The sequence below is a fragment of the Bacillus bingmayongensis genome (assembly GCF_000299035.1).
Lineage (GTDB): Bacteria > Bacillota > Bacilli > Bacillales > Bacillaceae_G > Bacillus_A > Bacillus_A bingmayongensis.
Genome location: NZ_AKCS01000020.1, coordinates 18,923 through 30,928, shown reverse-complemented (window position 1 = coordinate 30,928; position 12,006 = coordinate 18,923). Strand labels below are relative to the sequence as shown.

At 36.7% G+C, this 12,006-nt stretch carries 16 protein-coding genes and 2 pseudogenes; 7 read left to right on the top strand and 11 right to left on the bottom strand.

Annotated features, from left to right (window positions below; all coding sequences use genetic code 11):
• Positions 1–74: 74 nt before the first annotated feature.
• The 4 genes from Y7E_RS0104980 to Y7E_RS0104965 form a co-directional block, all read right to left on the bottom strand.
• The gene (locus Y7E_RS0104980) at positions 75–449 is read right to left on the bottom strand and encodes a DUF309 domain-containing protein (protein ID WP_017150191.1); all 375 of its coding nucleotides are present in this window, start codon (positions 447–449) and stop codon (positions 75–77) included.
• Positions 450–518: 69 nt separating this feature from the next.
• A complete protein-coding gene (locus Y7E_RS0104975; RefSeq protein ID WP_017150190.1) occupies positions 519–1,145 on the bottom strand; it encodes a 3D domain-containing protein in 627 nt (208 codons plus the stop codon).
• A gap of 87 nt (positions 1,146–1,232) precedes the next feature.
• A complete protein-coding gene (locus Y7E_RS0104970) occupies positions 1,233–1,550 on the bottom strand; it encodes a YuiB family protein (RefSeq protein WP_017150189.1) in 318 nt (105 codons plus the stop codon).
• The gene (locus tag Y7E_RS0104965; RefSeq protein WP_017150188.1) at positions 1,547–2,053 is read right to left on the bottom strand and encodes an NUDIX hydrolase; all 507 of its coding nucleotides are present in this window, start codon (positions 2,051–2,053) and stop codon (positions 1,547–1,549) included. Before Y7E_RS0104965 ends, Y7E_RS0104970 begins: the two co-directional genes overlap by 4 nt.
• A 268-nt stretch (positions 2,054–2,321) precedes the next feature.
• Between Y7E_RS0104965 and Y7E_RS31380 the strand changes: the two genes are divergently transcribed.
• Complete coding sequence (locus tag Y7E_RS31380; protein ID WP_081584547.1) at positions 2,322–2,756, top strand: DUF5391 family protein; 435 nt, start codon at positions 2,322–2,324, stop codon at positions 2,754–2,756.
• Positions 2,757–2,835: 79 nt separating this feature from the next.
• Here Y7E_RS31380 and Y7E_RS0104955 read toward each other — a convergent pair whose 3' ends face one another.
• Positions 2,836–4,044 (bottom strand): NAD(P)/FAD-dependent oxidoreductase, encoded by a 1,209-nt coding sequence (locus Y7E_RS0104955; RefSeq protein WP_017150186.1) that lies wholly within the window; start codon positions 4,042–4,044, stop codon positions 2,836–2,838.
• Positions 4,045–4,512: 468 nt separating this feature from the next.
• Here Y7E_RS0104955 and Y7E_RS0104950 point away from each other — a divergent pair, with 468 nt between their 5' ends.
• The 5 genes and pseudogenes from Y7E_RS0104950 (at position 4,513) to Y7E_RS0104935 (ending at position 7,893) form a co-directional block, all read left to right on the top strand.
• On the top strand, positions 4,513–5,502 hold the full coding sequence (locus Y7E_RS0104950; RefSeq protein ID WP_017150185.1) for an NAD(P)/FAD-dependent oxidoreductase: 990 nt from the start codon (positions 4,513–4,515) through the stop codon (positions 5,500–5,502).
• Positions 5,503–5,637: 135 nt separating this feature from the next.
• Positions 5,638–5,790 carry a hypothetical protein gene (locus Y7E_RS33530; RefSeq protein ID WP_017150184.1) on the top strand — a complete coding sequence of 51 codons (153 nt, stop codon included), beginning with the start codon at positions 5,638–5,640 and terminating at the stop codon, positions 5,788–5,790.
• A pseudogene (locus tag Y7E_RS31375) lies at positions 5,775–5,864 on the top strand (GyrI-like domain-containing protein); the annotation flags it as partial. The gene Y7E_RS33530 and the pseudogene Y7E_RS31375, both read left to right, overlap by 16 nt.
• A gap of 235 nt (positions 5,865–6,099) precedes the next feature.
• Positions 6,100–6,417, top strand: a complete 318-nt coding sequence (locus Y7E_RS0104940) for a magnetosome magnetite crystal formation protein family (protein WP_017150183.1) — start codon at positions 6,100–6,102, stop codon at positions 6,415–6,417.
• 228 nt (positions 6,418–6,645) lie between these two features.
• Positions 6,646–7,893, top strand: a complete 1,248-nt coding sequence (locus Y7E_RS0104935; RefSeq protein ID WP_017150182.1) for an MFS transporter — start codon at positions 6,646–6,648, stop codon at positions 7,891–7,893.
• Positions 7,894–7,910: 17 nt separating this feature from the next.
• Here the strand turns inward: Y7E_RS0104935 and Y7E_RS0104930 are convergent, their stop codons facing one another.
• The gene (locus Y7E_RS0104930) at positions 7,911–8,789 is read right to left on the bottom strand and encodes a helix-turn-helix domain-containing protein (RefSeq protein WP_017150181.1); all 879 of its coding nucleotides are present in this window, start codon (positions 8,787–8,789) and stop codon (positions 7,911–7,913) included.
• Between the two features lie 85 nt (positions 8,790–8,874).
• Here Y7E_RS0104930 and Y7E_RS0104925 point away from each other — a divergent pair, with 85 nt between their 5' ends.
• Positions 8,875–9,327: a 2-thiouracil desulfurase family protein gene (locus tag Y7E_RS0104925; protein ID WP_017150180.1), complete on the top strand. Its 453-nt coding sequence runs from the start codon at positions 8,875–8,877 to the stop codon at positions 9,325–9,327.
• 32 nt (positions 9,328–9,359) lie between these two features.
• Here Y7E_RS0104925 and Y7E_RS0104920 read toward each other — a convergent pair whose 3' ends face one another.
• The 5 genes and pseudogenes from Y7E_RS0104920 to Y7E_RS0104900 form a co-directional block, all read right to left on the bottom strand.
• Positions 9,360–9,713, bottom strand: a complete 354-nt coding sequence (locus tag Y7E_RS0104920; RefSeq protein WP_017150179.1) for a YxeA family protein — start codon at positions 9,711–9,713, stop codon at positions 9,360–9,362.
• Between the two features lie 142 nt (positions 9,714–9,855).
• A complete protein-coding gene (locus tag Y7E_RS0104915; protein ID WP_017150178.1) occupies positions 9,856–10,209 on the bottom strand; it encodes a HesB/IscA family protein in 354 nt (117 codons plus the stop codon).
• 41 nt (positions 10,210–10,250) lie between these two features.
• Positions 10,251–11,117 (bottom strand): diaminopimelate epimerase, encoded by an 867-nt coding sequence (dapF, locus tag Y7E_RS0104910; RefSeq protein WP_017150177.1) that lies wholly within the window; start codon positions 11,115–11,117, stop codon positions 10,251–10,253.
• 197 nt (positions 11,118–11,314) lie between these two features.
• Positions 11,315–11,554, bottom strand: a pseudogene (locus Y7E_RS29095) (nucleoside transporter C-terminal domain-containing protein); the annotation flags it as partial.
• Positions 11,555–11,743: 189 nt separating this feature from the next.
• Entirely contained in the window at positions 11,744–11,983 is a 240-nt protein-coding gene (locus Y7E_RS0104900; RefSeq protein WP_017150175.1) for a YuzB family protein, read from the bottom strand.
• Positions 11,984–12,006: the final 23 nt, after the last annotated feature.

Below are 12,006 nucleotides of genomic sequence, written 5' to 3'. Positions count from 1 at the left end.
GCTATTTTTATTATAACTGTATTTTCTTGAAAATGCGATAATTCCAACTTCTCTTGCACTTCACTTTTTTTATGTCACTTCATATATAGAATAAGCTCCGGTAATGACGGCAAATTATGCACTTGTTCATATGGGACTTTCTCTATCTGTTCAGGTATTACTTTCCGGCACTTTTGAATAAATGCCACGACCTCGTTTACATCTAAGCTCCAATACAAGGGGCAATACGGTGTCAAATATTGCTCCGCCACTTCCATCATCATTCGCGCCCCTTTTATATTTCCATAACTATAATGATACTGAGCAACTACCATTTGTAATAAACCTTTTAAAAATAAGTTGCTCCGCTCTTCCAGCCACATTTCTTCTAATAAGTCGTGACACGTATAATAATCTTCTTCATTATATTTCACAAAAAACTCATAGTATGCCAACGGATAATCTTCCACTTCCCCACCCCATTTTTCTTATATTGTGAACCAGGACAAATTAAAAAGTCTAGCGTTAACCCCACTAGACTATCTCTGTTTCAAATATTGGCTGCGAAATACCTGCAGCGTTTCATCTTGGTTCAGCAGCGTTAACTGCTCTTCTGTTAACTTACCGTTACCCAGTTTCACTACATATACATTTACCTTCTTCTTGCCCCACTCACTATATACATCTTGAACAGTTTCATAATATAAATCGAGTCTATTTCCTTTTATGGCTCCACCTTTATCCGCTACCACACCATACCCATAACCTGGTACAAAAAGAATGGTTCCAATCGGAAACACACGTAAATCCGCTGCGATTGTAGAATATATATCCCTTTTTGCCTTTACACCTGAATATGTAATGCCATACTCTGGGTGTCCGGGTCTTTTACCAGTTGATTCTATCCCTGACGTATAACCAGTTGCTGTCATTTCCATTACACGGTATTTAGACCAGTCTCTTCCCTGTTCTAAAGCATTTATCACTTCTTTACTCGGAACAACTCGTTGCTCTACTTCTGCCGCATGTACTTCTTTTACATCGCTTCCCTGATATGTTTTTATAATCTCTATTAAAGAGACTCCTGTGAATGCTTGCCATGTCACACATAAAGCTGCTACAAGTAAACAAGTCATCATAATGCGAATACCATATCGTTTTAACATTTTAATATTCCACACTCCTTCATCGTTAGTCATTCCCCATACGATGTAGAAATATGCAAAAAAAAATAATCCCCAGGAAGCTGGAGATTAAAACATTTGATACCCGCTTTGACGTAGTTTCTTTATCACAACACCGGACAAAATTGCCCCGATTAATCCAGTTGATAAAATAAAGAGATCCGCTTGTCCAAGATGCGAGACACTTGTTCCAAATGAGGAAAACGTTTCTTTCGGTTTTGAAAAATATTCCCAAACACTTGACTTATTAATGATTAGTATGCAAACAATTGGATAAATGATAACCATTACCCAAGTCGCACGTAAAATCATGTTAAGTAAAAATCCAATTCCGAAGAACAGTATAAAAAACAACATCATTGAAATAAGTAGTACCGGTATACTCACTTGTTCCCCATCTCCTTCTCTCCCGCCGTAAACACATGATACGCTGTATATCCAAATTGCTCTCCTGGATTTAATGTTGGATCCATTTCAAGAATTGATCCTGTATTCCCTTCTAATAAATATCGAATTAATATAGAAGTATTTTGATCATATGCAATATCTTTCGGATATAAAAATGCTACTTCCGACAATTCCTCTTCTTGAACCGTAACCTCTTCTCCTTCTGGTTCGAGTAGAAAAATAATCATATTATCACTAATTTCATCACGAATGACACCAGAGCGAATACCAATCACGCCTTTTACATGTGCAGTAATACCTGTCTCTTCCAAAATTTCACGTTTAACAGCTTCATCAATCGTTTCGCCTTCATTGACAAAGCCCGCTGGTAATGACCATTTCCCTTTTAACCCACTATATTTTTTCTTAACGAAGAGCCATCTACCATCCTTTGTCACTACTAGTCCACTTACAGCTAACCAGACCTTCCCACGTTTCCCCATGATGTAAAACCCCTTCCAATTAAACGAACAGAATATTCATTCTTTTCTATGTATTATACTATATTTTTCAGTGAGAATAATATAATCTTCCTTGTTCCTTAGTTGATACGTTTCTTTCTACTCTTCTATCTCATTTATCACTTTCCATATATTTGATATAATGTGAATATAGGGTATTTGCTCCCTTTAGAAATGTCTCAAATTCCTTCAAAATTCTTCCTTGAATATTACATCACACCTATTCATTGCGAAAGGAGTAAAAAGTAAAATGAGAAATCAATCAAAAAAGTCCAGTACTGTATTTGCAACATTAGTTTCCGCATTACTCTTCTGCTCTGTCTTAGTTTCCATTTCACTTTCACCACTTGCTGATTTAGGACCTAATGCAAATAAATTTAACTCTTTAGGCATGTGGAAATCAATCGGCATGATTTTACTATTTTATATCGTACCTCTACTTCTTTATATCGTAGGGGTGAAGGCAATACGATTTATCATGGCTTTTCTTTGCAGTATGGGGATATTCGTACATCTTGTGATACTTGTAGTCGTATCTATTATAATACGCACAGGTGACTATAACGCCTCCTCTTTCTTAGGAGTCATCATTCTTTGCGCAGCAGTATCCATCACAAATGTAATTTGGTTTTTTGTTGCTTTTCGCCCAAAAAGAACTTCTACTTATACACTGAATGTACGCTGAAATAGAAGTGTAAGAAAAGCTTGTATTACACAAAAAGCAGAAACGACTCATAGCCGTTTCTGCTTTTTTCTACTATATACTAAAAGAACTTTAATTTACCTTTTTTAAGAACTAATAAAGGTCCACCAAGTAGGAATAGGTAACGGTTATCGATTACTTTCTTCATGAAGGAAGCTTTCCATCCTGTTAACTTTTTCCCCATAACAACGCCCATTGCATCGTCATGTCCTAATGAACATACAGATCCTTTGTTATCAAATACGAATTTCTTCATTTCGCCTTTACCACGAATTAACACAGCTAAGTTGTGTGCAATGTTGTAACCTTGTTGAATTGCAATTTGTGCTGTTGGTGGGTATGGACGATTAATCTCTTCATTGATGATTAACGCTGCGTCACCAACCATGAATACATCTTCATGACCTGGAGCATGCATATACTCATCAACTTTTACACGTCCGCGCATTGCTTCAAAGCCAGACTCTTCCACAATACCGTTACCGCGAACACCAGCAGCCCAAACAACAGTTTCAGACTTAAGTAATTCTACATCGTCACCGTTCGCAACTAGAATACCTTCTTCAGTTGCTTCTTTGATTGCTGTACCGATGCGGAATTCTACACCTTTTTTCTCTAACTGTTTTACAGCGTACTCAACTAATTCTGGATCGAAACCAGGAAGTGCCGATGGAGCAGCTTCTACACAGATGATACGTGCTTTTTCACGTGGAACATCATACTCTTTGCAAAGTTCAGGAATACGATTTGCAAGCTCACCTACATACTCGATACCTGTAAATCCTGCGCCACCAACAACAATTGTTACTAACTCATCACGTTTTTCAGTCGCATATTGAGAGAACTTGTATTCCATATGCTCACGAATTTGGCGAGTTGCATTAATGTTAGTAATAGAGAATGCATGCTCTTTCAATCCTTTAATACCAAATGTTTCAGACTCAAAACCAAGACCGATTACTAAGTAATCATACTCTAACTCAGCATTTTTTAAGATAACGCGTTTTTCAGCTGCCTTAATTTCTACAACTGTATCTTGTACAAAGTTTACTTTATTTGTATCAATAACGTCTTGAATGTCGAGACGGATTTTATCATGATGTAATGTACCAGCTGCACTTTCATGTAACCAAGTTGCTTGGTAGTGATAGCTGTTGTTGTTTACTAACGTAATTTCAGCTTCACTTACAGATAATGTTTTTTGCAGACGAACAGTCGTAATCATCCCGCCATAACCTGCACCTAAAACTACGATTTTTGGAGTTTTCACTCAATCACAACCCTTTTCTTTATATAATAGTAATAAAAAATAAGACCAAAGTACTAAACACTTACTTTGTCAAGAATGTGGAATTCCTCACATTCTCAAGCATAACAAAACGTATTCAAAAAATCTTACGAAATTTGTCATAAAAAATTAACATAATACTTTCCTATATTAGTCGGTTTTATGTCATAATTCAAGCGCCTAGGGAATTATCAATATTTTAAAATAACATAGCGTTTTCAAGGGTTTTTTAGCCTTTTTTTCATCGATTTACCTATTTGGTATATTTTATACATTTTCATCCTATCTATGCACAAGCTTACATATAATTCAGTCATTTCTTGCAGTATTATAAACTGAAATATGTTATCATTTTTATTGTAAAGTGCAATCTTATTTGCAGGATTTCCGTATACATATGAACAATATATGGAATCAATATCAAAATTCCATCTATAGGGGGAATAAATAGTGACAGAAAATCAAAAAGTTTACGACATAACGATTATCGGTGGAGGTCCAACAGGGTTATTCACAGCGTTTTATGGCGGAATGAGACAGGCCAGTGTAAAAATTATTGAAAGCTTACCGCAGCTTGGAGGACAATTATCCGCACTATACCCTGAAAAATATATTTACGACGTTGCGGGATTCCCGAAAGTACGCGCACAAGAACTTGTTGATAATTTAAAAGAACAAATGAAAAAGTTTGAACCGACTGTTTGCCTAGAAGAAGCAGTTGATACACTTGAAAAGCAAGCTGATGGCGTATTTAAGCTTGTAACAAATAAAGAAACGCACTATTCTAAGTCTGTCATTATTACAGCTGGTAATGGCGCTTTCCAACCACGCCGTTTGGAATTAGAGGGTGTGGAAAAATTCGAGAAGAAAAATTTACACTATTTCGTTGATGATATGAACAAATTCGCCGGAAAACGCGTCGTTGTATTTGGCGGCGGCGACTCTGCAGTGGACTGGACAATGATGTTGGAACCAATCGCTGAACAAGTAACAATCATTCATCGCCGTGATAAATTCCGCGCTCATGAGCACAGCGTAGAAAACTTAATGAACTCCCGTGCAGACGTAAAAACACCTTACGTTCCGGTTGAATTAATTGGCGAAGATAAAATTGAACAAGTTGTATTGCAACATGTAAAAACAGAAGAAAAAGTTGTCATCGACGTTGATGATGTCATCGTAAACTACGGCTTTGTTTCTTCTCTTGGTCCAATTAAAAATTGGGGCTTAGACATTCAAAAGAACAGCATCCTTGTAAACTCTAAAATGGAAACAAACATCCCTGGTATTTACGCAGCTGGTGACATTTGTACATATGAAGGAAAAGTAAAACTGATTGCATGTGGCTTTGGTGAAGCACCAACAGCAGTAAACAATGCAAAAGCTTACTTCGATCCAAATGCAAAACTGCAACCAATGCATAGTTCTAGTATGTTTTAATTTATAGGTATGATAACAAAGACGCAATTTCTAAGGCAGAAATTGCGTCTTCTTTATTCTATGTAAACAAGTGACAAAGGTTAAAACGTTATAGGATAATTATAGATAAAGCATTTTTTAAAGGCGGCTTTTGACATGGACATTAGATGGAAAAGTGAAGATGTTATTTTTGACACACAGAGGGAATCTGAAGTATGGACGGACTCGATAGCAAACGAAATATATGGAAGAACGATTGACGGGTATATAACCCCTGACTATAAAATTGCTTACGCGCTTTCACAATAGACTTTGAACTATACGATGAACGAGCTATTGATCCAAATGATGCACAGGTTGATATTCATATCGCACTTGCTTAATCCATTTCATGTATTACACTCTTTACCTCAAAAGAAACAGCGAATCTTCGCTGTTTTTTTTACTATACTACATTTTATAATGCAATCCATATTTATCATTTCATTACATATACATTCAATTTCTCCAAACCTTACAAAACTGTGAGGTTTTTGTAAGATGAATCGATAGTACTTTACTGCATTCTACCTCATACTAAAAGTATAACAACAAACACTATTTCATGAGGTGATATATATGAACGGAAATAAATTATTATCTGCTTTTTCATACTGGAGTGTTTTCTTTGCTCCTATTTTATTCCCAATTATTGTTTGGATTATAGGTGAAGATGAAACGAAATATCATGCAAAGCGAGCGCTATGGACACATATTATTCCAAGTATCGCAGCCTTTGTAGGAATGATTGTAGTAGGAATTATGGGACTTGGTTCCAATCAACCTGATGTGACACTTGGCATCGGTGCGATTATTACTTTATGCATTTGTGGTATTATTAGCCTATACTTCTTTATTTGGAATATCGTAAAAGGAATTCAAGTCATGAAATCCTAACATGAAAAACCATCAAACACTCCAGGCGAAGAGAACGTCTGATGGTTTTTTTTATGTTTTCTACTGTAAGATGACTCCCCTCTTTTTTTCCTTAAAAAATACACTGGGCAAATGTAATATTATTGTCTACAATGAAAAAGTGCAGTATAGAAATATTAGAAACTGTATAGAACGAGTGTTAACAGGATTTTATATTCATTCAAAATTGTTATATAGAAAGGAAGCAATATGGAGGAACTACAACAAAACAAATCTGCTCCAGCAGAAAGCAGAACACCTTTGTTAAAAAATACAAACTTCCTATTTCTCTGGGCAGCTACACTGTTTTCAAGCTTTGCTTTAGCTTTTTTTACTTTTTCCCAAACATGGTACATAGCGAAAACATTAAATCTCGAAGCTTCACTAGGCGTTGTTTTTGTTGCACTTAGCGTCCCAAGGCTTATCTTTATGATTGTCGGCGGGGCCGTCGCAGATAAATTTCCGAAAAAAAATATTATGTTTTACTCAAATATCATTCGTGCACTTCTTGTTGCAACGATTCTTGTTTGGTTTATCGTCGGTCATGTAACATTATATACATTTGCTTTGTTTGCTTTATTTTTCGGATTAGCGGACGCCTTCTTCTGGTCAGCGGATGGTTCCATTCTACCTGAGCTCGTAGAAAAAGATCGTTTAACACAAGCGAATTCACTTACACAAATGACAAACCAAGCATCCGTAATTTTAGGACCTGTACTTGGGGGAATCCTTATTAAATTTAGTAACTATGAGACAATCTTTACGATTACAATTCTTTTACTAATTGTCGCCGCCATACTCGTCCAAAAAATCCAGTCTACATTGCAAATCGAACACGATAAACACAAAGGAATGTTTACATCTATTAAAGAAGGGATTTTGTATGTTAAGGAATCGCCTTTTCTTTCAACATTCCTCATTTGCAGCGCCTTTTTAAATTTATTTTTAATCGGTCCGATGCAAGTTGGTTTCCCATTATTTATCAAAAACGTTCTTCATGGTGACTCGCTTCAATTTAGTTATTTAGAAGCAGCTGTTGGAGCCGGTATGGGAATCGGAGCTGTCATTGTTGGTCTTAAGAATATTAATCGTAGACGCGGCTTATTCTGCATCATTATGATGCTGTTATCTGGTGTCTTCTTCTTATCGATTAATTTCAGTACAGCACTTTGGCAAGCATTATTAGCAGGCGCATTTTACGGCATTACCATTGCCATGGCCATCGTTCCATTAATGGCAATGATTCAATCTACTGTCAAAGAAGAAATGATGGGACGCGTCATGAGCTTACTGATGCTGTCATCCATGGGCTTCATCCCGCTTTCCTATGCATTCACATCACTCGCACTTGCTGCTGGTATTCCAATTGTGACAATTATGAAAAGCGGCGCCATCGCAGTTATTGTCTTTGTATTATTTGTGGCAATTCGCGTTCCTGTTGTACGAAAATTCGATTGATCAGGGAGAGTCATGTATTATACACATGACTCTTTTTTAAATGGATCAAATAAAGTCACCTTGGTGCTTCTTCTTATAGCCGCTCCCCACTCTAACTCAATATCTAGAAATAGATCTCGCATCGTACTATATAAAAGAGCCTTAACATCTTTACGAATTTCTCCTAACTTATACGCCCTGACGACACTTTTCACACGCCAAATGAGCTTTGCCTGCATGTCTTCATCATTTATTAACTGTTCCAAAAATATACCTTGCTCTAATAATCCACTCTTTTTATAAGCAAGTTGCACCTTACTCCAAAGCACATTAATCATTTGTGGATTTCGTGACATCGGTACAATCGCATGTATGAATTCAGCTGGAATATCATGACGACAATATGTTTCATCAAGCTCATACGTTATTCTATTCTTTTGTATTTGAGAATAGTTTTTAAAAAGAACTCTTTCCCTCTCTTCCTGCATCTCTTCCTTCTTACATCCATCTACACTTTCTCTCTTTTCACATGCGGTCATTTCCATGCGGTCATCCATGCGGTCAATAGCAGTTTTACGAAACACATACAAGTTTGCACTATACCCTCCGCGCTTATGTCTTTCTTTCGTAGGAATCCGCTCAATAATCCTAAGTTCCTCCAGTTTTGCAACAGAGCGCCGCACCGTACGAATGCTTTTTCCTATCTTAGCTGCGATCGTTGCCATTAACGGACAAGCAACTCCAACTGTTTTTTGCTTTTCATTAATCGCATACCTTCCTAACAAACGAATCACTAAAAAATCCGTTTTATTTATATCAGCTTGATAACGTACAAAAATTTGCTGTTGATACGTATTAAATTCTTCTTTACTTTGAAATTCGCTGTATGTTTTCATTAAATTATAGAAAGTTCCCATTTTTATCACCTCGTATATAAATAGAAACTTAAAAGCAAAATTGGCGTTGACTTCATCAATTTTTAATGAACTGAGGTAGAAAAATATGATTGTACTTAGTGCTTGTTTAGGCGGTATTGCCTGTCGTTACGATGGAAATGACAATCTAATCTCAAAAATAGAAGAGTTATTACAAAACGAAGAAGCTGTGTTAATCTGCCCAGAAGTATTAGGTGGATTACCAACCCCGCGCCCATCAGCGGAAATCATCGGCGGTAATGGGGACGATGTACTAGATGGCGAAGCAATGGTAATGGATAAAGATGGAAACGATGTAACAGAAGCTTTTATTCAAGGGGCTTATAAAGCCTTAGAAGCAATAAAAGATTTGAATCCGGAATACATCATTTTAAAAGAACGCAGTCCGTCTTGCGGAAGTTCTACGATTTATACGGGAGAATTTAACGGAAACAAACAAGATGGTTATGGCGTAACAACAGCTTTATTTCGAAGACACGGTTTTACGGTAATGTCAGAAGAGGATTTTGCAAACAAATAAAGGAGTTGACCTACAGGTCAACTCCTTCTTCATTATTTCACGCCTAATTTTTCTTTTACCTTCGCAGGAAGCTCATCCTTTTTCACTTCTTCCCAAGCTGTTACACCTTTTTTATCAGAGTAATATACGCGAAGGAATGCTTCTTTACGAAGATTTTTCTGAGCTGTAAATTCCATTTCTTTTTCTTTACCTTCTTTATCGAATGCAGGTAATTTATACTTAAATGATTTAAACTTCTCACCAGAATCTGATTTTGAAACTTCCTCTTTTCCATCAACTGTAATTTGTACATAGTACTCATCTTTTCCCATACGGTTTAAATCACAACCAACTAACATCGTAGCAAATACAACTAAAATACTAAAAAGTGCAATATATCGTTTCACGTCATTCACCTCATATGTTTTTTATTATGTCATTATCATAGTCCTTTTTCATTTGAGGAGAAATTCAAAAACGTGACATGAACATTACACTTTTGTAAGATAATAAAAATAACCTTCTCACTTATTCGTGAGAAGGTTATTTTTAGCACTCTTCCGGCTTACCAGCATTCGTTGCTGTACGGAAAGATGATCCACATCCGCACGATGCGATTGCATTCGGGTTATCGATTGTGAACCCGCCGCCAAGCATAGATTGCTTGTAATCAATTTTTACTCCTTTTACAATAGGCGCACTTTCTTTATCAATAACAAATTCAACACCGAAAAACTCAAGAACTGTGTCGTCTTCATTTGGTTCTCTTTCAAATCCTAAGCCGTAAGAAAGACCGCTACATCCACCGCCATGTACAGCAAGGCGAACGTATTTCTCTCCATCTTCAGCATCTTTTAACATATCTTTAATTTGATATGCTGCTTGTTCTGTTACATCAATCATGAAATCCACCTTCCTTTCTTCTCTCGTTCTATTATACATCTTTACGCTTCTATCTTGTACTCATACACTCCGCGGCAAATTACTTCCGCTGGACCTTTCATCATAACGTTCCCTTCTTCTGTCCAAGCAATCATTAAATCGCCGCCTGCTAAATGAACCGTAATTTCTTCACCACGCTTCATTTTTTCATTTAATACTGCTGCCACAACTGCTGCGCATGCTCCTGTTCCACAAGCCTGCGTTACACCTGATCCACGTTCCCAAACGCGGAAATTCATTTCATTGTCATTCACAATTTCAATGAATTCCACATTCACTCGTTCTGGGAACATTTCATGAGTCTCAAGTACCGGTCCTAGTGTTGTAAGCGGTGCTTCTTCCACATCATCAACAAAAATGACCGCATGCGGATTTCCCATTGACACACCTGTAAATATATAACGATGATTATTATATAGGAAGTCTTCACGAATAAATGGTGTTTCTCCTTCACCAAGCATTGGTAACTCTGCACGCGTTAAACGAGGTGCTCCCATATCAACCTTCACCAATGTAACGATATCGTCTTCTACCGTTACCTCAGCTGTTACAACTCCAGCTAATGTTTCAATAGTAAAAACAGTTTCTTCTACTAGTTTATGCTCATACGCATATTTCGCTACGCAGCGCAGTCCATTCCCGCAACTCTTTCCTTCTGAACCATCATTATTAAACATGCGCATTTTAACCGGTGCTACTTCAGATGGACAAATTAAAATCATCCCATCTGCCCCAATTCCAGTGTTAATATTCGAAACTTTTTCCGCCACAAGAGCTAGTTCTTCCTCTGGAATTTGTTCTTCAAACATATTTACATATATATAACTATTTCCAAGACCATGCATTTTTGTAAAAGAAAATTGGTTCATCCTCATTCACTCCAAAAAAAATTTGTTGTTTTAAGTATAAAATGCATGCTTTTGGAACACAATAAGAACGTCCCCCGTTTCTCATATTTGACAACATTTTGGCGGCTTCCCTATAGAAGTCGTTCTTACACAAGTTGTGTAAGAAAAAAGCCCTTCTAACAAAGGGCCTTTTTTTATTTCATACAAACATCCCAGCAATTGCGACGCGTCGGTGCCATTCCACCTAATCCTCCAAGTAAAATGGTAACCGAAGATAAATTGGCAAATCCGCAAAGTGCAAATGTAATCATCGCTGTTGTTTTCTCTGAAAGTTTTCCCATATGAGGAGCAAAGTCAGTAAATGCTACAAACTCATTTAAAATTAACTTTTCTCCAATAAAACTTCCAGCTATAATAGCTTCTGTCCACGGTATACCAATAACAAAAGCAAGCGGTGAAATCGCTCTTCTATTATTTGAAAGCAAATATCCAATAAGAAAAATAACAATAATTCCAGCTAATCCCCAAATAATATTCATCCTATCACCTCAAAGATTCAAATTATTTGTTAGCATTTCCTCCGAAAGAATTTTTACTCTGATGGAACAGATGACAAATGAAAAAGGTGCTGCTTATTTGCAGGCACCTTAAAACATTGGATTTTCATCTAAGTAATCATATACGTTTTTCACAAGCTCTTCTACCGTTGCACCTTGTACGACTTCTCCGTTTACAAGTGCAAAAGGCCCTTCAAAACAAATACCACAATATCCTAGACAACCATACTCCATAACATCTAAATTCGGATCTTTTTCTAATTTTTCTAGCGCTGCTTGTGAACCACTTGCAAGGTTACCTACACAAAATTCAATTAATGGCTTAATCAAAACTATCCCCCCTGTATCTCTAA